Source organism: uncultured Erythrobacter sp. (assembly GCF_947502395.1).
Classification (GTDB): Bacteria; Pseudomonadota; Alphaproteobacteria; order Sphingomonadales; family Sphingomonadaceae; genus Erythrobacter.
The window spans coordinates 235,042-256,873 of sequence record NZ_CANMZM010000001.1; the positions used below are offsets into that span (position 1 = coordinate 235,042).

The following is a 21,832-nucleotide window of genomic DNA, read 5'->3' on the forward strand; positions in this document are numbered from 1 at the left end:
CTTCCGATGGCACGACGGGCACGTCCAAAACCAAAGAAGCGCGGGCGCAAGACAGCAAAACGCGCATCATTCACCCTTGCAACGCTCATGGTTGTGGCTGTTGCAGGGCTTGCTGGATGGAACTGGCTTGAACGGCATCCTCAGCACAACCCCTGGGCCCCTCTCGATCTGCGCGTGCCTATCGGTCTTGCAACCTCTCTAAAACTTGTCGCCTTGCGCGATGATATTCCCGCCTGCCGAGCAGTGCTGGATCGCAGCGAGATTGCTTACAGCGCTCTCCCAGCAACAGGCGAAGGCCCCTGTGCGCGTTCTGATCGGACCAAGCTCTCTGCCTTTCCGCTTTCACCCAGCATTCCGGTCACCACATGCCCGGTCGCAGCGGCGCTTGAGCTATGGCGCACACAAAGCGTGGAGCCTGCCGCACAGGATATTTTCGACAGAGAAGTTGTCCGCTTTGAACATATGGGGGTCTACAATTGCCGGCGGATGCGAGGGGGCAGTTCGAGAGCGTGGAGCCAGCACTCCACCGGCAATGCGATTGATATAAGCGCAATAGTGCTTAGCGATGGAACACGGATCAGCTTGATTGACGACTGGGAAGGCGATGCCGAAAAAGCGCGTTTCCTAAGGACAATTCGCGATGATGCCTGCGATGTTTTCGCTGTCGTGCTTTCACCCGATTATAACGCGGCCCATGTCGATCATTTCCACTTCGATCAAGGCGGCACCTTTGTTGGAAACTGCCGCTAGATCGCTTCCAACGCGTATCCCGCCGACCGGACCGTGCGAATGGGATCCTTCACGCCTTCGATTTCGATCGCCTTGCGCAGGCGGCGAATATGCACATCAACCGTGCGTAATTCGATATCACTACCTGTTCCCCAGACACCATCCAAGAGCTGACCACGGCTGAATACCCGGCCGGGACTTTCCATGAAGAACTTGAGGAGCCGGTACTCGGTCGGGCCCAATTGCAAGGCTTGACCACGGCGCTCAATTTTATGCGCCACCGGATCAAGCATGATATCACCAACTTCTATCGTTTCTCCGGCCAGCGCTGGGCGAATACGCCGCATAACGGCCGCGACGCGGGCCAGAAGCTCGCGCGGGGAAAAGGGTTTGGTGAGGTAGTCGTCCGCTCCCATCTCAAGCCCGCGTACACGGTCGTCTTCGGTTTCTCGGGCGGTGAGCATAATGATCGGCACATGGGCCGTTTCTTTGCTACGGCGCAACTGGCGACACACTTCAATGCCGCTCGTGCCCTCGATCATCCAATCAAGGATTACGAGATCGGGAATTTCTTCGCGGGCAAGGATCAAAGCGTCGTCGCCATCCTTCGTGGAGCGAACTTCATACCCTTCGTTCTGAAAACGATATTCGAGCAGTTCGGAAAGGGCAGGATCGTCTTCAACTAGGAGCAATTTGACAGCGAGCATGAGCTTGGCCTCCTCAATATTCGATCCCAAAAAACCGAGCGGTTAGCGATCATCCTCTGGAGGATAGGCGCCGGTTGCTGCGAAATGGACCATCTCAGCAACATTGGTGGCATGGTCGCCGATACGCTCAAGGTTACGAGCAACAAACAGAAGCTGTGCAGCGCTGGAAATGGTCGCAGGGTTTTCGACCATATAACTGACAAGATTGCGGAAAATGCTGTTGTAAAATGCATCAACCTTATTGTCAGTCGCGATGACCTCACGAGCGAGATCCGGGTCGCGCGCGGCATAGGCGGTGAGCACATCGTGAACCATTTCGGCTGCGACTTCGCCCATGGCAGGCAAAAGGGTAAGTGGTTCGAAACGATCCTTACCCTCAATGCTGCCAACGCGCTTCGCGATGTTCTTGGAATAATCGCCAATGCGTTCCACGACGCCGGCGATCTTGAGAGCTGCGATCACTTCCCGAAGGTCATCGGCCATTGGAGCCCGCAGCGCGATCACCCGGATCGCAAGCTTATCGACCTGCATCTCCAGCTCATCAAGTTTCTTGTCGCCTTCGACAACCTTTTTTGCGCGCTTGGTATCACCGGTGACAAGCGAGGCCAACGCCTCTTCGATAGCGACTTCGGCCAAGCCGCCCATCTCACCGATGAGGCCGCGAAGCCGGGTGATGTCCTCATCAAACGCTTTAACTGTATGGTCTGTCATTAGCCGTACCGCCCAGTGATGTAGTCTTTGGTGCGCTGCTCAATCGGATTGGTGAAGATATCGGAGGTGCGTCCGTATTCAACAATCTCACCAAGGTGGAAGAACGCTGTTCGATCCGATACACGCGCCGCTTGCTGCATTGAGTGCGTCACGATCACGATGGCGTAACGGCCGGAAAGTTCCGCGATTAGTTCTTCAATCTTGGCAGTCGCGATGGGATCGAGTGCAGAGCATGGCTCGTCCATCAGAATAACTTCAGGATCAACCGCAATGGCGCGCGCGATGCAAAGTCGCTGTTGTTGACCACCGGACAATGCGGTTCCCGGATCATTCAATCGATCTTTGACCTCTTCCCAAAGGCCCGCGCGCTTCAGTGAGTTTTCAACGATTCCGTCAAGATCGCCCTTTTGTTCAAAAATGCCGTGAATGCGCGGGCCATAGGCTATGTTGTCGTAGATAGACTTAGGGAAGGGATTGGGCTTCTGGAAGACCATCCCGACACGGGCGCGCAATTGCACCACATCCATGCTGTTGGAATAGATATTCTCGCCATCAAGCTCAATCTGACCTTCAACCCGTGCGGACGGGATCGTATCGTTCATCCGATTGAGAGCGCGCAAGAAAGTTGATTTACCACAGCCAGATGGACCAATGAAGGCCGTCACATATTTCGCCGGAATGCCGATAGAGACATCCTTGATCGCCTGTTTATCACCATAATAGACTGAGACGCTCTCGGCGTTCATCTTTGGGTCAACGGCTTCAAGATTGGGATGGATTTTGGTCACCAGGATTTCTCAAACTTGTTGCGCAGATAGATGGCCAGGCCATTCATCAAGAGGAGAACGATCAGAAGTACGATAATAGCGGCACTTGTGCGTTCGACAAAACCGCGGTCGATTTCATCGGACCACAGGAAGATTTGCACCGGCAATACCGTGGCAGCGGACGTGAAGCCTTCAGGCGGCGTCGCGACAAAGGCGCGAAGACCTATCAGGATCAGCGGAGCGGTTTCGCCAAGAGCGCGTGCCATGCCGATAATCGTGCCTGTCAGCATTCCCGGCATTGCGAGCGGCAGTACATGGTGGAACACCACCTGCACAGGTGACGCACCCACGGCCAAAGCACCGTCACGTATCGAGGGAGGCACGGCTTTGATGGCATTGCGACCTGAAATAACGATCACAGGCATTGTCATCAGTGCAAGAGTGATACCCGCAATTATTGGAGTCGAGCGTAGTGTGGGAAAGGTCGTCATCAAGAAGAACAAGCCAAGCAAGCCGAAGATTATCGATGGGACGGCTGCAAGATTATTGATCGAGACTTCTAGGAAATCGGTCCAGCGATTCTTGGGTGCGTATTCTTCAAGGTAAAGCGCGGCCATAATGCCAATGGGGAAGGCAAGCACGAAGGTTACCAGCATTGTGAGCACAGAACCTTTTAGCGCTCCCCAGATGCCCGCTAGCTGAGGGTCGGTGGCATCCGAGCGCTGAAGGAAGCCAAGGTCGAGGTTTCTTTCCAAAACCCCTTTGGACACAAGGTCATTCGCCAGTGCCTGCATCTCAGCCCTGCCTTCGCCTGAAAAGCCCGCAGATAGGTCCGCGGATGTAGGGAGAGAGAGCATTTCCTTGCGGGTCAGGATTGCGGGGTTTGCATGGATCATCCTGGCGACTTCACGCCAAGCTTCACCATTCAATTGCTCTGCGCCTTTGGCGCCAAGACTCTCTTGGGCAGCGCCAAATACGACAGACCGTAAACCTTGATCATCAAGGCTTCGCATAGTTTCTGGCGCAGTTGCTCCTTCGGCGGGAGCTTGAAGCCCGCTTTGGACAAAGTCGATTTCAACCGACAGCTCAGCCCGTTGAAAACCACCAAGGCCGTTGAACAGCATATTGCTCAGCAGCAGGATCAGAACCACGACCGAGAATGAGATCGCAGCAAGACCCAAAGCCTTGAAGCGTTTTTCCTGAGCATAGCGAGCCTTCAAGCGCTTTTCGAAGCGCGCTGTGCTGTGCGCGCTGACTGGCTCTAGGCCAGCGTGAGGTTCGCCTGCGGGAGGGGTGATGGCGTCACTCATAAGCTTCGCGATACCTTTTGACGACGCTGAGAGCGACGAAGTTCAATCCCAGCGTGACCAGAAACAAGACGAATCCGAGGGCAAAGGCGCTGAGCGTTGCTGGGTGGTCAAAACTACCTTCACCGGTAAGCATAGCGACAATCTGCACCGTCACAGTTGTCATCGAATCCAAGGGATTTGCAGAGAGATTGGCCGCGGTAGATGCGGCCATAACCACAATCATCGTCTCGCCAATCGCGCGGCTGATTGCGAGCATGACGCCGCCAACAATTCCGGGCAGGGCTGCCGGGACAAGGACTAACTTAATAGTCTCGGAGGTCGTCGCGCCCATAGCCAAACTGCCATCTCGCATCGCCTGGGGGACGGCGGCAATGCTGTCATCTGCCATGGAAGAGACAAAGGGAATGATCATCACACCCATGACAATCCCCGCCGCAAGAGCGCTTTCCGAGGAGGCATTTGCGATGCCTACCGACATGGCAAGATCGCGGATCATCGGGGCAACGGTAAGGGCCGCAAAATAGCCATAGACCACAGTTGGTACGCCGGCGAGGATCTCTAGCGCTGGTTTTGCCCAGGCCCGAAAACGAGGATGCGCATATTGCGTAAGGTAAATGGCGCTCATCATACCAATCGGTATGGCCACGATCATCGCAATAACCGCGCCAATCAAAAGCGTGCCCCAAAAAAGTGGGATTGCGCCGTAACGGGTAGGGTCCGGATTATCCGGGTTCGCCATTGGATCGGGAGACCAGAATGTCCCGAATAGGAAATCGATTGGCGACACCATTTCGAAGAAGCGAAAGGTCTCGAAAATCAGGCTCGCCAGAATCCCAAACGTGCTGAAGACAGCGACCAATGAGGCAAGTATGAGAACCGCCATGATCACCCGCTCTACCCGGGTGCGTGCTCCAAATTCGGGCTTCACCCGAAGATAGGACCAAGCCCCTGCTGCCCCCGCGATGATGAGCGTAAGCACAATGCCAATCCAACGGTACTGCGAGAGGGCATCGCTAAACGGTGCTATCATCGGCAATGCGTCAGGATTGGTTGTGGAAGAGGCAGCCCCTGTCGCAACGTCACGTGCTTCTCTCAATGCATCAAGTCGCGCGCTTTCAATCGCTGGCAGGCCCTCTGCGGCAGGGCTTCCGAGAACGGACTGAAGTACGAGCCCTGGTGAGATCGCATTCCAGACAAACACGAAAAGCACGGTCGGTATGAAGATCCAAAGACCCACATACCAACCGTGATAATTAGGAAGACTGGCAAGCCGCCCGCCGGAATCCGCACGGAGCGCCCACGCGCGGCTGCGTGCTGACAGCCACCCGGCAAGGGCCAAGCCCAAAACCAAAAGAAGAGAAGCTGCCAGCGTTCTATCCTAACACAAAAGTGACTTACTTAAGCTCGGCCCCATCAAGGGTCGTGTACTCAGTCGCGGCTGAGAGATTCGCAGCCATGACGTCTTCTGGCGAAGCCACTAGTCCAATGCCAGCCAGAGGGCCACCGCGTTCCCACATTTTTGTCCACTCTGTTAGATATTCAGCAAGGCCGTTCACTTCGCCGACGTGCGCTTTTTTGACATAGACAAACAGCGGACGGGCACCAGGATAGGCAAAGCTCGAGATATTTTCATACGTTGGATCAACGCCGTTCATAGGAAGGCCCTGAACTTTGTCGGCGTTTTCTTCGAGGTATGAATAGCCGAAAACGCCAACTGCATTTTCATTGCCTTCGATCTTTTGAACGATGAGGTTATCCTGCTCGCCCTGATCGACATAGAGACCATCGGCGCGCACTTCGGTGCAAACTTGGTCGTATTTGTCTTCGTCTTCCTCTTTGAGTTTATCCATCTCAGGATTGCTCTCACAGCCGACTTCAAGGATCAGCTCCTTAAGAGCATCGCGCGTGCCAGAGGTGGTAGGCGGGCCGTAAACAAGGATGGGGAGGGCGGGTAGCGATGGGTCAACGTCGGCCCAAGTCTGGGTTGTTTGCTCGCCGCCATAAGGGGCAGCGGCAAGCGCTTCATAGACGATCTTTGGGGTCAGGTTCAGTTCAATGCCGCCTTGTGCAGACGCAAAGGCAATCCCGTCGAGACCCACTTGCATCTCGATGACATCAGCAACGCCGTTCTCCTGACAATCGGCAAATTCCGATGCTTTCATGCGACGCGACGCGTTGGTGACTGAAGGGCTGTCAAGATTTGCGCCCGAACAAAACAGTTTCATTCCGCCCCCGGTGCCGGTTGATTCGATGACAACCGCAGGCAGTTCAGGGTTGGAACGCGCAAGCGATTCTGAAACCGCTTTAGCGAAAGGAAAGACGGTGGATGAGCCGACTGAGCGGATGGTTTCGCTTCTTTCGACGGTGCCAAGTTCGTCTGCGCAAGCGCCAAGTGCGAGGCTTGATGCGGCAAGCAATACGGCAGATTTGATGAGTTTCATATTAATCACTCCTCCTGAGTAGTGAGTGGTCCAAAAAAGGATGGATGTTTCAACTTGGAGACATTTCGGCCACAAATCAGGAGACAAGCCCGCTGATGTGTGGTCGGCATATCTTTCGTTAGAAGTCGATTTGTGCACGGGCCCCAAACACGTGGACGTTGTAGGATGTGTCACCCGTTGCAGTTGGGAAGGCTGCATCGTCATAGGACAACAAGCCGTAATTGAGAAGAACTCGAGTGTAGTCGGTAAACGTCCAGATTAGCGAGGCCTGCGCCGAGTCTTGTACACCGCCGATGATGCCCTGTGAGTTCAAATCTAGATAATCATAACGCAGGTTCAGCTGAACGGCACCAATGCCACCTTCACCAACAGGATTGGCTGGTTTAACCCGGTCAAACTTTCCGCTCTTATAGCCGCGCTTATCTCCACTGGTAAGGAAATAGCCAACCTCGGCCGATGCGCCTAGGAAATCTGGATTGGCCAAATCGCCAGGGCGGTTGACCCTTTGATTGAAGCCCTCAAGCGCGACGTGGAACGGACCAGCAATTGCTGCCGCCTCTAAGCCTATACCAACTTCACTTGTTGCGGAGAAACGGCCCGTATTGAGGAACCGATTGTCAGTAAAGTGCACCAAGGGACGCTGGCGATAACGTAACTCGCTGCCTTCCCCCAGATCATTGTAGTGCACTGATCCGCCAAAGTGCAGCTGGGTTGAACCTGCTTTTGGAGCATATACAAAACGCGTATCAAAGCTGGTGTTGCCATTGGGAAGGTCCGAGCTGTTGTCGCTAAAGACACCGGTTTGAACAAGGACGTCCCCGGTTTTGTATTGGGCAGAAAGACCGACGCGGCGTTCAAAACCAAACGCATCGGTCCATGCAGAGCGCTCGATGAAAGAGGTGTGGAGGCTACTCGAGAGTTCTTCCAAACCTTGGAATGTGTTGTGTTGACCAGCAGTGATCGTCAATCCGTCATGCTTGTAGGTGACGATTGCGTCGGTAAGCTTGACCTCGTCTTCAGCAAAATCAGCTTCAATTTTGTATCCGAAGCCTCCGGGGATGCTACCGGACGCGCCAAGGCGAATGCGACGTGCCTCGGCATCAAAGCCACTGTCTGCACCTGTCGAGTTAGGGGCGCTGACATAACCTGCGTCTATGTTGGCCCGGCCGCGCGGTTTAAACGTGAAGCCACTGCCGTCTTTGATCTCTGGTGCTGCTTTGAAGTTAACTTCGGGGAGCGAGTTTGCAGCGAGTGTTGCCTCCTCAGCACTTTTCGATGCTGATTGTGCAACTCTGCCGGCTTCAGCTGCCGCATTCTGGGCAATCTGCGCATCCTGAGCGTTTTGTGCGATATTGCTTTCGAGCTCTTGGATGCGCTGTGACAACCGAAGGAGCTCTGCACGCAGCGTTTCAATCTCGTCTGCATTTGATTGAGAATCTTGGGCAATTGCCTGACTCGATACAGAACAACTCAGTATCGCGGCAACCATCGCGATCTTTTTGTGGGCTTTCATATCTTTCCTTCCCCTTCTTTCGGCAGGAATACCGGCCGAGTCGAGGTGCAGATATGATGGTGATGTGACGCTGAAATGACTAAACTGTTTCAGAAAAATGACATTGGGGGATAACTTTGCCTTGGCTGATGTGAAGCTCAACAAGCCAAAGGAAAAACATGAATGTATTCAGGCTTTTGTCACAGCCACCGCTTGAATGCCTTCGTCATCAGAAACGTCAATCGGCAAGCGGATAATCACCCGTGTTCCGACGCCTTCCTGGCTTTCGATATCGAGACGTCCACGATGACGTTCAACCACATGTTTGACGATGGCAAGACCTAGGCCAGTGCCTCCTGATGCGCGACTGCGGCCAGGATCGGTCCGATAAAACCGGCGTGTGAGATGTGGCACATGCTCTGGCGCGATACCGTCGCCTTTGTCGCTAACAGTAATGCGCGCCTCGCCCAGACGCGAATGATCCAAGCGTACCCTGACAACACTTTCCGGAGCACCATATTTGAGCGAGTTCTCGACCAGATTGCGAATAACCTGTTCGATTTGTTGCTGATCCCCCTGGATGACTGGTTGCTCGATCATCTGGAAATCCAGCCTGTCAGCCTGCTCGGGTCCCGCTGCCTCAAGTGCTGCCTGCTCAATAATGGGAGCCAAGTCCAAGGTGTTTTCCGGCAGATCATGTTTTTCCGCTTCTACACGGGAAAGGCTCATCAGGTCGCCGATCAGGTTTTGCATCCGTTTAGCTTCGCGCTGAATTGTGTTCAAGAATCTCTGCGAAGTGGGCTCATCGAAGTCCGCGCCGCTTTCAGCTAGCGTCTCGACATAGCCAAGAATCGAGGCGAGGGGGGTCCGAAGCTCGTGGCTGGCATTGGCAACAAAGTCAGTGTGCGCTCGGCTAATATCGGCTTCAGCGCTTTGACTAATCAACTCGAGCACGGCCAGCTCATCGTCGATCGACTGGCGATTGATTCTCCAAATGTCCTGCCGCCGCACAAGGCCGCGTACCGTTGCTTGTCCACCGGGCTCCTTATCAAGAAGAGCAATTGCAGCAGGTTGGCGGAAAACTAGGCGCGCATCCTGTCCTACAATATGCGTGCCCAAGAGTTTTCGAGCGGTACGATTGGCGATAGCAATCGTGTTTCGTTCTGTAACCAGGATCGGCGTTGAGGAGTTCTCAACAAGCTCGCGCATCGATGTCAGGCTAAGCGAAGTCTTAGTTTTCGATGAGCGGGACTCGGGCGGTCTGCTTGTGACTAGAAACAGTGAGCACATCCAGACGACAAACACGGAAAAACTGAGGATGAGGTCCATCCCAAGCAAGACCATCACACCGCAAGTCAAAAGGGCAAGCCAGACGCCGGTCTTTGGGAATGTGCGAGGCTCATCCATATGCAGCGCTCTACCGCGCACGCAGCTCAGGTCAAATGTGATTTTCAGTTGAGAGGGAGCTCTTTCGCCCCAGCCTGCAAACCAATTGCCAAGAGCAAAAGAAGTTGGTGACCCCTACGGGAATCGAACCCGTGTTTCAGCCGTGAAAGGGCCGCGTCCTAACCGCTAGACGAAGGGGCCACGCTCGTTTGCGAGAGCGCGCATCTAGGGGCGCTGCGAGTCTTGGTCAAGCCCTGTGATGCGAAGTTTGGAAAAAATTTTGGTACGCCTATTCGAAGCCGCCGTTCAATCGGCAAATGCCGCGTCTTCAAGATGCAGTTCGGCCGCAGGGCGCGGACCCCAATCGTCAATCTTAACGCGACCAGCCAGATGGAACCTGCGTGCCGCACTTCGATGAAGGAGAGTTTGCGCCATCTCAGTCTCAGCGGCCCGAAAAGCGATCGCCTTGAAACTTTTGCCGTCCGCGCCAGCAGCGATGACACGCAGGTGGTCCTTGCCCACAATGTCAGCCTTCACGATCCGCACCGGACCTACAGCCACACGTGGAGCAGGCCAGCCCACGCCATAGGGCCCTGCTGCTTCCAGTGTGTTCACCAGATCTGGTGTGAGACCGCCAGGTGTGAGTGAAAGATCGATATGCATTGACTGCCCAGCACGCGCGCGTCCAACATCCTTGGCCAAGCGGGTGTCGAGGAATTCACTGAAAGCAGGAAGGTTGGCTTGATCGATGGTGAGCCCGGCAGCCATGGCGTGTCCTCCACCAGCAACCAACAACCCTTCTTCGCGCGCGGCAATGATGGCAGCGCCTAGGTCGACTCCGCTGATTGATCGGCCTGATCCTTTGCCTTGCCCTTCGTCGCCATCGAGCGCGATGACGATGGAAGGCTTACCCGTTTTCTCCTTGATGCGCCCAGCGACAATGCCGATGACCCCCGGATGCCACCCGGATGCTGCAAGCACTTGGACAGCCATATTGTCCTGACCAACCAGCTGTGCCTCAGCAGCTTCTTGCACTTCTGCTTCGATGGCTCGCCGTTCTTCGTTAAGCGCAGAGAGCTGTTCAGCGATTTCTCTTGCTTCTTCTGCATCGCTTGTTGTGAGCAGGCGCACTCCAAGTGTCGATTCTCCGATGCGTCCTCCAGCGTTGATCCGCGGACCCAGGGCGAATCCCAGATCGGAAGCAATCGGTGCCCGTTTCAAACGGCTAGCATCAAGCAATGCGGCCATGCCAATCCTGTCTCGCCGAGCGAGAACTTTGAGCCCTTGGGCGACAAACGCACGATTGAGGCCATGAAGCGCTGCGACATCGGCAACTGTTCCTAGTGCAACCAGATCAAGCAGGCTCATTAAATCAGGCTCTTTGCGGCTCTCGAAATATCCTTTGGCACGTAGTGTCCGCACAAGGGCAATCGCCAAAAGAAACGCCACACCTACCGCCGCCAAGTGGCCATGTGAGGCGGCGAGATCGCTTTCATCGAGACGATTGGGATTAACAAGAGCAGCGGTTGGGGGAAGCTCGCTCGCGCATTTGTGATGGTCTACAACGATCACATCAACGCCAGCCTCTCTCGCCATCGTCAAAGCCTCATGCGCCATAGCTCCGCAATCGACTGTCACGATGAGGTTTGAGCCTTGCTCTGCCAAGCGAACCAGTGCCTCTCCACTAGGCCCATAACCTTCGAGCAAGCGATCAGGAATGTAGTAACCTGCCTCGACTCCCAAAGCGCCCAACAAGTCGATCAGCAAGGCCGCACTGGTCGCGCCGTCGACATCATAGTCGCCATATACGGTGATCTGTTCTCCCGAGGTTATGGCGCTGGCAATACGCTCAGCGGCTTTCTCCATGTCCCGAAACTCGGACGGATTGGGAAGGAATTCGCGCATGGTGGGCGATGTGTGTTTGGCGATGTCCTCGCGCGCAACCCCGCGCGACATTAGCAATTGCTCAAGAATACTGTCGCTCAGCCCAAAGGTCTCGTCGCCGCAGTCCATCGTCCCGCCCCGCCAGAGCCAACCGCGCCCAGCCAAAGATTGGGAGACACCGAGGACATTTGAGAGCGTTCGACTAGCCATGGACTTCAGTTAACTGATGACACGGTCCGACAACAGGTACCAAGCATTGACAATCGACAGTCTGTTGGGCTTGTCGCTGATATGGGCGAAGATCGGACACTTCTTGTAATTTGGCACAGCCGAACCGGCGCAAGTCAGCAAATGGCGCAGGCTGCTGCATCTCACGAGAATGCGCGTTTGATGCGATCACGCGATGTTACGCCGGACGAGTTGCTTAGCGCATCTGCGTATCTGTTTGTGTGCCCCGAGAATCTCGCCGCAATGAGCGGCGAAATGAAAGAGATGTTTGATATCAACTACTATACAGTTCTTGGGAAGCTGGAGGGACGCGCATATGCTTCGATCATAGCCGCAGGTTCCGATGGGGAGGGGGCCCAGAGGCAGATCGATCGTATCGCCACTGGTTGGCGCCTTAAGCGCGTAGCTGAACCAATGATTGTCAACTTTTCGGCGCAGACTGCTGAGGAGATTTGGAATCCAAAGGAATTGAAGCCAGATACCCTGAAAGCGTGCCATGAGTTAGGGCGGTCGATTTCTGAAGGAATTGCCTTAGGAGTGTTCTGATTCATTGTCGCAATACGGAGAGATGGGGTGTAATGGAGTGCAGAAGTCGGTGCAGGATGATGGCTTATTTGCCTTTTTTCAGTTTCTAAGCGATGCTGATGTCCATTGTCATGTTACCCGCCAGAACTGACCTAGGGGGGACTTGCTATCACTGAACAGAGCCTTTCCGGGCCTACGGGCTTATATCTGCTATTCTCTCGCGAGCACCGGCCAGACCGTCGTGCGATGAGGGAATTTGCTGCTTGTTATCCAAACGTCGCAATCAGCCATGATCCGGCAGGAGACGCATCCATTCACCTTATCGCAACCGATGGTGAGAGCGTGGAGCATCGTGGGGAAACTCTGGCAGGGGCCCGCGATGACAGACATGCTATGGAACTTGTGCGCGATGGGCTGACCTTCGATTTGTCCGGCCTAGCACCAGGGGAAGGCGCAGAATTTCCCCTAGTTAAGCACAGGTTTGATATCGATCATCTTCCAGAGCCGTGTGAATATGAAGTCTTGCATCTGGCACCTGGCCATCATCTTTCGGGTGGGGAACGTCTCTTGCCTGTCTCCATGTGTTTGTTCGGCCTTGCGCGTGATCTAGTCGATCATTTCGATGAATTGGCCGGGGTGATTTGGCCGCCTGCGATGAGCGTGATCGGCCACCAGTTTTTTGAATCCGTAATTACCGCATGGTTGGACGGTGGGCCGTTTCCCGCTCTCGGCCTCACGGCGTTTCGGGAGACCGCTGATGGAGCCTTGGAAAGCGAGGGGCTGGACTTCTGGATCAATCAGGAGGTGCGGCTCGAACCGCCGCTTTCGGCTGAAAAGGTATCTGCAACTCGTCTTGGTGTGCGCCTCATAAACCAATTGGTATTGGTTGGTGGTTTAGAGAAGGGCGAGCGGGTGGTTGCGCCTGATGGCACCACGCTCGTGATGCGCCCCTCCCGCAATGGAAAACTTGTAAGAGTATGGCGAGAGTGACCGCCCACGACGAGGGATCAGTTGTCTGGGATGATAGCGCCGGCAACGGCGCGCAGAACAGTTGGTGCACAATTGCAGGCGACAGTGCAGGGTACGCGGCCCAGTCGGGCTACCCGGAGCACTCTCTCTTTTCATTCTATTAATCGTTGTGGATCGCCTAACTACGATCCCGGGCTTCAACGTCACCATCTTCTTCCCAAACAACTCCTGCGCAAGCGGTACTTCGGTCGGATGTTTGAGAGCATTGGCCGGGTGCGCGTGGGCTTTGACGATTTCAGGTTCAACGGTTTGCTTCTTCCAGCGACCGAACAAGCTTCGATGCGAACGGGTCTCCCTCTCCATCGCGGGCCTCACCCCATCTATAATGAGCTTGTGATCGAGCGGGTTGGATCAATCGAAAGCCATTGGGAATCGGTGACTAGAAAGGACCCAGAGAGCGCGTGCAATGAAGCACTGGATCGGATGCGCCTGCTGCAAAGAGCGCTGCGCATCCGTTTGCTGAATGAGCGAAAGGGCTTCGTGCTGAACCGGAATGACCCGCTAGGAACGGGCTTCAATTTCGACACTTTGGACGCAATGGCCGAGCAATTCTGGTCCTCAACCTGATCGCTAAGCGGCTTATTCCGCCGCTTCCGCAAGCGCGGTCCATGCAGTGTAGTCAGAGATATCAAGCATGCGTGCTCTCGCCTCGTGATACTCGCGCTCAAACCGCGCAACCATACTTTCCACGGAGCCGACCGATTTGACTGCGCCGATCCCCTGGCCGGAGCCCCAGATATCTTTCCAAGCTTTTGCTTTGGTGTTCCCACCAGAGCCAAAATTCATTTTTGAAGGGTCGCTTTCGGGGAGGCTGTCCGGGTCCATTCCGGCATTCTCGATCGAAGAGCGCAAATAGTTGCCGTGTACTCCGGTAAAGAGATTAGAATAGACAATGCCTTCAGCCGAACCATCGACGATGCCCTGCTTGTATCCCTGATCGGCATTGGCTTCATCTGTTGCAATGAAGGCACTGCCGACATAGCCGAAGTCCGCGCCCACCGCTTGGGCCGCAAGGATAGAGGCACCGTGACCAATCGAACCTGACAGCGCGATCAGCCCATCGAACCACTCGCGAATTTCGCGTACGAGAGCAAAGGGCGATTGCACGCCTGCGTGGCCACCGGCACCGGCAGCCACGGGAATAAGGCCATCTGCGCCTTTCTCGATCGCCTTATTGGCAAAGCGGTTGTTAATCACGTCGTGCATAGTGATGCCGCCCCAATTGCGCACAGCGTCGAAGATTTCGGTCCGTGCGCCCAGTGATGTAATCACCATCGGAACTTGCCACTTCTCACAGGTTGCCATGTCGGCCATCACGCGATCGTTCGACTTGTGGACGATTTGATTAACCGCAAACGGGGCGGCCGGCTTGTCAGGGTTCTCACGATTGTGCTTGGCTAGTTCTTCGGTAATTTGGTGGAGCCACTCATCAAGCAGACTTTGCGGGCGCGCGTTCAACGCAGGGAAGCTGCCGATAATCCCCGCTTTGCACTGCGCAATCACCAGTTCTGGGCCGGAGACGATGAAGAGCGGCGATCCGATCAGGGGCAAGCGAAGGCGATCAAACGGGGCGGGCAGGGACATGCAGCTTCTCTCCTAGTGACTGTGCGCGATAGCGTTAGGTTGCATTTTGAAATCAAGCAAGCCGCTCTTCCAACCCATAAAACCGCGCTGCGTTCCCGGCGAAGAGCGCCGCTTTTTCATCGGCGCTTGCGCCAGCGGTGATTCGTTTGAAGGTGTTCCACAAAACCGGATAGCTCGCGCCCCAGCGATCAACCGGATAATTGCTCTCAAACATGGCCCGTGAGGGACCGAAGGCTTCAATGCAGGTTTCGATGTAAGGTTTCCAAAGCGGCGCGAGTTTCTCAGAGGACCAGCCAGCAGCCGGGCCTTCCGGGGGAAGGTCGCAATTGTGCATCGCGAGTCCGCCCAACTTCACCATGACATTTTCACATTGACCCAATTCCAGAATGGCATCGCGCCAGATTGGAAAGCGTTCTTCGAGTTTCCCGGAATAGCTCGCATTGCCGAGCGGAGTGCCGCAATGGTCGAGGCAAATCGGCGTATCGGGAAAAGCTCGCGCCAGATCGGTCACATCGCCAATCTGTGGCTCCAATATCCAGGCGTCAAAACTCATGTCACGCTTGCCGAGCTCAGCGAATCCCTCCCGAAATGTTTCATTGCGATAAAGCTCAGGAGGCGCATGGAAAGGAGGGCCTAAGACTTCCGGATCGGCATCCCACGCACCTTGGTGGCGGATACCCTTGAACCTATCGGGCGCCGCAGCTTGTAGCGCATCAAGAACTTCACCAGCGCTTGCTCCGAGCATCAGATCTGCGTGGCCCACGATCCCTGCACACAGGCGTGCTTCACCATAAAGACCGCTCGCACTTTGCGCAGCGACCCCATTCACAAATTCCACCTCGCCAATCGGCTTGAGCGCTTCGCCATATGCGCCGTTGTAGAACGCACCGCATTCCATAAAGACGGTGGCGATGACATTGTGTCCGCTGGCGGCGACTTCTTCTTGCAATTGGTCAAACGTGTAGTGCGCGACGGGAATGAGTGTTTCGATAAAACGGTGACGTGGTTCCGGGAACATCGGCAGCATAGCGCGAAGGTCCCATAGGTGATGGTGGGGATCGATGATCGGAAGGTCAGCTTCCAGAATGGCTTCGGTCATAGCTGGGTTATCTCCTTTTGGGGAAGTCCTTCATTGGAGGCATTCCCGTACAAATAAGTCGCGTTTGAGACACTTGAGACACTGTTCAAGAGCAAAAAACCTTTGGAAGCAATCGGGCTGTGAAAAAGGACATGATAGAGGAAACGAAAAGCCATGCGTCAGGCTTTAGACGACGACCCAAGTGTAGGAAATTTGCAACCGTTTTCGCCGGAACGAATGCTGACTAGGGGGCTGTCTATAGCGCACCGATTCCGCGAAGATGAGGGCCTGTCAATTCTGATTTAGTCCATTGACAATGGCTTTGTTGAGCGGGGCCGCACTTGGTGTGTTGCCTATGGATACAATAACCTTTGCCGGAGTATCTGCCGCTGCTGGGCGCGCCAGAAAATGGCTTCTGTATCCCGCATTTGCTCCTGTATGGGATACGCTAAGAAGTGCACCGTCCTCATCCAGTTCCAACATTGTTCCCAGACCATAGTGGCTCGGACCGGTGTCAGTCTCCCAACCGGTTTTCACCTGCGGAGTCATCATCGCTTCGGCGACACTGGGAGGGATAGCATTCTCTTGCCCTTCTGAAGCTCTGACTAACGCCAAGGCAAATCGCGCATAATCCTCAGACGTAGTCCACAGGCCTGCCGCAGCTTGTTCCGGGTAATTGTGCCATGAATTGGTGAGGGGAGAGAAAAGGGCTTGGGTTGGATCAATGCGCGCGTCAGCACCTGTGATCTTCAATGGCCAGTTTGGCCCGTTCTCAATCGGCTGTTCGAACGTGCTATGCTTCATGTTTAGAGGCCTTAGCAACAGCTCATCAGCAAGCTGAGTGAACCCCTTTCCCGAAACGTCCTGGGCCCATAATTGTGCGAGTGAATAGCCGCCACCCGAATAGCGAAACTCATCGGGTGGGCCATCGAAGGCGAGGGCAAATTCGAAGAAGCGTGGAGGCGATGAGATCACCTCCGCGATGCTGGGGGGTCTGTTGCCGCGTGGATAGCCGGCATAGCCAGATTGCGACGCGCCTGCTGTGTGAGACAACAATTGGCGCAGCGTAACAGGCCTGTCGCCGCCATTGAGTTTCGTGATGTCAAACGACGTAATCTGGGTTCTTATGTCGTCATCAAGCTCAACATTCTCCCGCTCGGCCTGAATTAGAATGACTGCAGCTGCAACCGCCTTGGACAGGCTTGCTGCTTGCATCAGTGCCCCTTCTTTTGACCGACCGAAATGAAGTGTCCTTGCCGTTTCACCATCCTTGATGGTTGCGACATCCAAAGCTGTGATTCCGAGGCTCTTTGCTTCCTGAGCGATTAGAGTTTCAGCCTGATGGTTTTCGGCCGCCGCCAACTTGTCTTCGAACGCCGGGTCAAGCGTGGGATCAAGGTGCCCAAATAGGAAAAGAGAGCTTCCAAGCACCGCCAAGCCAGTCAATGCACAGGCAATGAATACCTTGCGGGTTGTCATTTGTGCCCCTCTTTCTTGCTACTCCGCCATCGCTGAATTTGCTGCGCTTAGGACTGCCCGTACACTGGCCGTGGCGACATCTTCGTCGATGCCGCAGCCCCAGATTACTTGGTCGCCTGATTGGCACATGAGGTAAGCTGCTGCTTTTGCATCGCGGCCCGTGCCGAGCGCGTGTTCAGTATAATCGAGGACTTTGATGTCGAGATCAAACGCATCCTCGAGTGTGGTGAGCACACTGGAAATCAGACCGTTGCCCCGTCCAGATACGCTTTGCTGGCCGCCATCGACCGCGATCTTGCCCACGAACAAACGCGTGCCATCGGAGGCGCGGCTTTCTTCGTAATCCACCAGTTGGAACTTTTTGTCCGATGTTTTTACATGATAAGCAGACTTGAACGCTTCCCAAATGTCCGCCGCATTGAGCTCGCGTCCAAGCTCATCTGCCATGTGCTGCACGTATCGGGAGAAATCGGCCTGCATCTTCTTGGGCAGCTTAAGACCCTGATCTTGTTCCAGCACCCACGCAAAGCCGCCTTTGCCGCTTTGTGAATTGACGCGGATGACGGCTTCGTAGTCGCGGCCCAAATCGGCGGGATCGATGGGCAGGTAAGGCACCCGCCAAAGTTCGTCGTTTTGCGTGCTGTTGGCTTCGAAGCCCTTCTTGATTGCGTCCTGATGGCTTCCGGAGAAGGCCGTGTAGACAAGCTCTCCACCATAGGGGTGACGCTGATGGACAGGCAGATCATTGCAATACTCAACCGTTTCGATCACCCGATCAATGTCAGAGAAATCTAACCCAGGATCAACGCCTTGCGTGTACATGTTGAGCGCCATGGTAACGAGACAGCAATTGCCCGTTCGCTCTCCATTTCCAAACAGGCATCCCTCGACCCGGTCTGCTCCAGCCATCAGGCCAAGCTCAGCCGCCGCCACGCCTGTCCCACGATCATTATGCGTGTGGAGAGAGATTACTGCTGCGTCTCGATTGGGAAGGTTGCGGCAGAAATATTCGATCTGATCGGCATAGATATTAGGAGTCGCTGCCTCAACCGTTGCCGGCAGGTTCAGGATGATGGGTTTTTCAGAGGTCGGCTGAAGCACCTCCATTACTGCCGCGCACACTTCGATTGAGAAGTCGATCTCTGCGGTTGAGAAAGTCTCCGGCGAATATTGGAAATGCCAATCGGTGTCCGGTTGTTCAGCCGCGCAATCCCGCATTACCTTCGCACCGGTCATGGCAATGTCGCGCACCTGCTCTTTGCTCATGCGAAAAACGATGTCGCGCCATGCTGGGCTCACCGCATTGTAGAGGTGCACGATTGCAGAGCGGGCTCCGCGAAGGCTTTCAAACGATGTGCGGATAAGGTCTTCGCGACTTTGGGTCAGCACCTGGACGGTGACATCTCCCGGGACAGCGCCGGATTGAACAAGCCCTGAGATAAAGTCGAACTCTGTCGCCCCTGCACTAGGAAAGCCGACCTCGATCTCTTTGACCCCAACTTCGACCAGTAGATCAAAGAAACGTCGCTTCTTCACTGCGTCCATTGGATCGATGATAGATTGATTGCCATCGCGCAGATCGGTCGAAAGCCAGCGTGGGGCTTTGTCGATCACACGACCAGGCCATTGGCGGTCGGGCAGATTGATCTGCGGAAAGGGGCGATATTTGTTGTATGGATTTTTCAGCATGGCTCAGGCTGGTCGCTCTTGACGTTGCTCTTGGGAAGATGGCTTCGCGGTCCCTTGAACGGTGGGCCGCGCCATTCCTGTGCGCAAAAGCCCTACACCGCCCAAGGGCGGATAAGTCGTAGTAGAAGAGCTTTGCCGTAAGTCATGCCGTAACCATTGCTGATTTGTGTGAGCAAGGCAAGCCGAGGGATTTGCCCAGTGCCGCGAAACTGGGCCCTTTTACCTACTTTTTCCGACAGCTCGAATAATTTTGTGTAACCAACATTTGATGTGTTGCGAAAGAGGACGTGAGCCAACGATCAGGCTGTTGGACAATTTGAACTTTATTCAGGAGGAATAATCCCATGAAGAAATCACTGTTTACCCTCGCTCTTTTCGCAGGTGTTGCGGCTTGTAGCGCTCCTGTTGAGAATGCCTCTGAACCCGATGCTGCAGTCGCTGCAGAAGCATCTGAAAGCGCTGCGCTTTTCGCTGACCTTGGCGGTCAAGCCGAAAATCCGATCTACACCCAAGAGATCGGTGACACGCTGGCTGTGCGCGGATATGATGTTGTCAGCTACTTTGTCGGTGACGGTACTCCGGTTGAAGGCAGCGAAGCGCTGACCGTTCGCTATAATGGTTTTGACTATCGCTTCGCCAATGAAGACAATGCCAACGCATTTGTCGAAGATCCTGCAAAATATGCCCCCGCTTACGGTGGTTATTGCGCATGGGCGATTGGTGCCAATGACGCGCTTGCGCCAGGCGATCCGGAAGTCTTCGAAATTGTTGACGGAAAGCTCTACTTGAATTTCAGTAAGGACGTTCAGACACGCTGGGAAGAAGACATCCCCGGCTTCATCGAAAAAGGTGATGTGAACTATCCAACCCACTCAGCTGATGAGCACTTCAAGAGCTAATTGGCGTCCATAAATTTAAGAGCCCGGCATCGATCACGCAATCGACGCCGGGCTTTTTTTGTATTTCTGTGATGCCTTTGTCGGAGCTATCCGCAGCGTGCGTCTCTGATAACACCGAGGTTATCGATCATTATGCTGAGCCGCGGACTTGTGGGGTCTGGCTGGACCGTCGCAGTCCCAGGAAGGACAAAGCGCACGCCGCCCTCATTGTTCGCAGCGGTCTCAACAATTTGAACGCGAACCGCATCGTCGTATTTCTGACCGATGTAGGGTTCCATCAAATTGGCTCCGCAAATCGAACTAGCGGGGTCGGCCATTGTGCCTGGCACATCAGAGCTGTTCCCGGCAACGGGTAGAGGAGCGGCGACGCTCGGCGCATCGGCCGCCTCTGACGCAGCTCCGCCTTGCGCTCCACCGTTGATTCGAGCCGCAAAATCGTCGGCAGAGCTTGCGTCACCTTCAGATCTGGCATCGCACGCGGCAAGAACAGCCATCAAGGAGCACGCAAGAACCGTGGAAGATTTTTTCATGATCTGCCCCCCCTTTGAGTCGAATGATCTGACGACGCCATGACGTCATCAGTGGTCCGTTCTTATCACCTCTACCGTGTTCTTAGACGTTCGCGGGTGAGCTGGTCCACACCTGTTACTCCCATAAGCCGCATTCCGCGTTCAATCTCATCCTTCAGGATGGAGAGCGCGCGTTCGACCCCATCTTGTCCCGCAGCAGCAAGAGCATAGAGATAAAGCCTCCCGCCGGATGCTGCGGTTGCGCCTGTGCACAGAGCCTTGAGCGCATGAGTGCCACGCCTCACGCCTCCGTCGCAAATGATTTCAATCTCGCCACCGACCGCATCGACGATCTCCGGTAGCTGATCGAAGGGTGCGCGGCTGCCGTCCAATTGCCGCCCACCGTGGTTGGAGATCATGATCGCGTCCGCCCCAATCTCGACCGCACGCCTTGCGTCGCGGGCGCTCATCACACCTTTCAAAACAAAGGTACCACCCCAATCTTCGCGAATGTTTGCCGCGGTGCCCCAATCCATCGAGGTGTCGAGCATGGTGTTGAAATACTCCGCGATGCTAACCGCTTGGCTCGAACCCTCGTTCACATGCGTATCGAGATTGGGCAGGCTGAATCTCTCCCGAAATAGGTAATCGAACGTCCATCGAGGACGCGTCGCATAGCTCAATATACCTGCAGGCGTGAAGCGGGGTGGGGTGGTGAAGCCACTGCGCAGACACCGCTCGCGCTTCCCCGAGACAATCGTATCGACTGTCAGAGCCAGAGCATCAAACTTCGCCGCCTGACATCGTTCAATCATATGAGTGTTCAGACCCTTGTCCTTGTGGACATAGAGTTGAAACATCTTCGGGCCATTCGTGAGTTCCGCTATCTCTTCGATGGAGCGTGTCGCAAGGCTCGAAATGCCGAACCATAAACCAAACTTCTCGGCCGCCTTGGCAACTGCCGTTTCGCCCTGCCAGTGGAATGCACGTTGAACCGCAGTGGGAGACAGCATCAGTGGAAGCGCGCTCTTGCGACCGAGAATTGTGCAACTTGTATCGATAGTCTCCACCCCGACGAGAACGTCGGGCACTAGATCAATGCTAGAATAGCTTGCCGTGTTGCGAGCCTTGGTCAGCTCATCGTCTGCCGCGCCGTCAATGTAATCGAACACGGGGAAGGGCAGACGTGCCTTCGCAAGTTTTTGGAAGTCATCGATATTATGACAATCGGTGAGACGCATGGCCCTCGCTCTTATTGGGTGGATCACCTTCGTGCGATACGCGGGGATCTGCTTCAGTCGCTCGTCTTGGCCCGGCCTTATGACAAGTCGCCCTGCGTCTCATCAATTTTTTTTCAGATGAGTGTCACCAATTGAGCTGCCCCC

Annotated in this window: 20 protein-coding genes and 1 tRNA gene; 5 read left to right on the forward strand and 16 right to left on the reverse strand. The window is 54.9% G+C overall.

All coding sequences use genetic code 11. From position 1 onward, the window contains the following. The first annotated feature begins 6 nt into the window (after nt 1-6). Entirely contained in the window at nt 7-750 is a 744-nt protein-coding gene (locus Q0778_RS01020; RefSeq protein ID WP_298333386.1) for an extensin family protein, read from the forward strand. On the opposite strand, the gene phoB is transcribed toward Q0778_RS01020, so the two are convergent. The 10 genes from phoB to recJ form a co-directional block, all read right to left on the reverse strand. Continuing rightward, nucleotides 747-1,436, reverse strand: a complete 690-nt coding sequence (gene phoB, locus Q0778_RS01025) for a phosphate regulon transcriptional regulator PhoB (protein ID WP_298303124.1) — start codon at nt 1,434-1,436, stop codon at nt 747-749. The genes Q0778_RS01020 and phoB overlap by 4 nt on opposite strands. 42 nt (nt 1,437-1,478) lie before the next feature. Then, nucleotides 1,479-2,147: a phosphate signaling complex protein PhoU gene (phoU, locus tag Q0778_RS01030; protein ID WP_298303126.1), complete on the reverse strand. Its 669-nt coding sequence runs from the start codon at nt 2,145-2,147 to the stop codon at nt 1,479-1,481. Then, on the reverse strand, nt 2,147-2,893 hold the full coding sequence (gene pstB, locus Q0778_RS01035; protein WP_298303402.1) for a phosphate ABC transporter ATP-binding protein PstB: 747 nt from the start codon (nt 2,891-2,893) through the stop codon (nt 2,147-2,149). Before pstB ends, phoU begins: the two co-directional genes overlap by 1 nt. 38 nt (nt 2,894-2,931) lie before the next feature. Then, nucleotides 2,932-4,224 (reverse strand): phosphate ABC transporter permease PstA, encoded by a 1,293-nt coding sequence (gene pstA, locus Q0778_RS01040; RefSeq protein WP_298333388.1) that lies wholly within the window; start codon nt 4,222-4,224, stop codon nt 2,932-2,934. Beyond that, complete coding sequence (gene pstC, locus Q0778_RS01045; protein ID WP_298334835.1) at nt 4,217-5,593, reverse strand: phosphate ABC transporter permease subunit PstC; 1,377 nt, start codon at nt 5,591-5,593, stop codon at nt 4,217-4,219. Before pstC ends, pstA begins: the two co-directional genes overlap by 8 nt. Before the next feature lie 25 nt (nt 5,594-5,618). Further along, entirely contained in the window at nt 5,619-6,665 is a 1,047-nt protein-coding gene (locus tag Q0778_RS01050; protein WP_298333390.1) for a substrate-binding domain-containing protein, read from the reverse strand. A gap of 118 nt (nt 6,666-6,783) precedes the next feature. Continuing rightward, nucleotides 6,784-8,178, reverse strand: a complete 1,395-nt coding sequence (locus Q0778_RS01055) for a porin (protein WP_298333392.1) — start codon at nt 8,176-8,178, stop codon at nt 6,784-6,786. 168 nt (nt 8,179-8,346) lie between these two features. Beyond that, nucleotides 8,347-9,564 carry an ATP-binding protein gene (locus Q0778_RS01060; protein WP_298333394.1) on the reverse strand — a complete coding sequence of 406 codons (1,218 nt, stop codon included), beginning with the start codon at nt 9,562-9,564 and terminating at the stop codon, nt 8,347-8,349. Between the two features lie 105 nt (nt 9,565-9,669). Beyond that, nucleotides 9,670-9,744 (reverse strand) — tRNA-Glu (locus Q0778_RS01065). Between the two features lie 105 nt (nt 9,745-9,849). Then, nucleotides 9,850-11,637: a single-stranded-DNA-specific exonuclease RecJ gene (gene recJ, locus Q0778_RS01070; RefSeq protein WP_298333397.1), complete on the reverse strand. Its 1,788-nt coding sequence runs from the start codon at nt 11,635-11,637 to the stop codon at nt 9,850-9,852. 81 nt (nt 11,638-11,718) lie between these two features. Here recJ and Q0778_RS01075 point away from each other — a divergent pair, with 81 nt between their 5' ends. From Q0778_RS01075 to Q0778_RS01085, 3 genes are all read left to right on the forward strand, one after another. Beyond that, a complete protein-coding gene (locus Q0778_RS01075) occupies nt 11,719-12,201 on the forward strand; it encodes a flavodoxin family protein (RefSeq protein ID WP_298333398.1) in 483 nt (160 codons plus the stop codon). 225 nt (nt 12,202-12,426) lie between these two features. After that, on the forward strand, nt 12,427-13,170 hold the full coding sequence (locus Q0778_RS01080) for a hypothetical protein (RefSeq protein WP_298303140.1): 744 nt from the start codon (nt 12,427-12,429) through the stop codon (nt 13,168-13,170). Between the two features lie 30 nt (nt 13,171-13,200). Beyond that, nucleotides 13,201-13,776 carry an AHH domain-containing protein gene (locus tag Q0778_RS01085; protein ID WP_298333400.1) on the forward strand — a complete coding sequence of 192 codons (576 nt, stop codon included), beginning with the start codon at nt 13,201-13,203 and terminating at the stop codon, nt 13,774-13,776. A 12-nt stretch (nt 13,777-13,788) separates the two neighbouring features. Here Q0778_RS01085 and Q0778_RS01090 read toward each other — a convergent pair whose 3' ends face one another. The 4 genes from Q0778_RS01090 to leuA all read right to left on the reverse strand — a co-directional run bounded on the left by Q0778_RS01090 (nt 13,789) and on the right by leuA (nt 19,039). Beyond that, on the reverse strand, nt 13,789-14,793 hold the full coding sequence (locus tag Q0778_RS01090) for a nitronate monooxygenase family protein (RefSeq protein WP_298333402.1): 1,005 nt from the start codon (nt 14,791-14,793) through the stop codon (nt 13,789-13,791). Nucleotides 14,794-14,845: 52 nt separating this feature from the next. Then, a complete protein-coding gene (locus Q0778_RS01095; protein ID WP_298333404.1) occupies nt 14,846-15,892 on the reverse strand; it encodes an amidohydrolase family protein in 1,047 nt (348 codons plus the stop codon). Between the two features lie 270 nt (nt 15,893-16,162). Further along, on the reverse strand, nt 16,163-17,350 hold the full coding sequence (locus tag Q0778_RS01100) for a serine hydrolase domain-containing protein (protein ID WP_298333406.1): 1,188 nt from the start codon (nt 17,348-17,350) through the stop codon (nt 16,163-16,165). 18 nt (nt 17,351-17,368) lie between these two features. Beyond that, nucleotides 17,369-19,039 (reverse strand): 2-isopropylmalate synthase, encoded by a 1,671-nt coding sequence (leuA, locus tag Q0778_RS01105; RefSeq protein ID WP_298333407.1) that lies wholly within the window; start codon nt 19,037-19,039, stop codon nt 17,369-17,371. 344 nt (nt 19,040-19,383) lie between these two features. On the opposite strand from leuA, the gene Q0778_RS01110 reads away from it, so the two are divergent. Then, nucleotides 19,384-19,938: a YHS domain-containing (seleno)protein gene (locus Q0778_RS01110; RefSeq protein ID WP_298303152.1), complete on the forward strand. Its 555-nt coding sequence runs from the start codon at nt 19,384-19,386 to the stop codon at nt 19,936-19,938. Nucleotides 19,939-20,024: 86 nt separating this feature from the next. Here the strand turns inward: Q0778_RS01110 and Q0778_RS01115 are convergent, their stop codons facing one another. Then, on the reverse strand, nt 20,025-20,468 hold the full coding sequence (locus Q0778_RS01115) for an I78 family peptidase inhibitor (RefSeq protein ID WP_298303154.1): 444 nt from the start codon (nt 20,466-20,468) through the stop codon (nt 20,025-20,027). A gap of 71 nt (nt 20,469-20,539) precedes the next feature. Then, complete coding sequence (locus tag Q0778_RS01120) at nt 20,540-21,688, reverse strand: alpha-hydroxy acid oxidase (RefSeq protein ID WP_298303156.1); 1,149 nt, start codon at nt 21,686-21,688, stop codon at nt 20,540-20,542. Between the last annotated feature and the right edge of the window lie 144 nt (nt 21,689-21,832).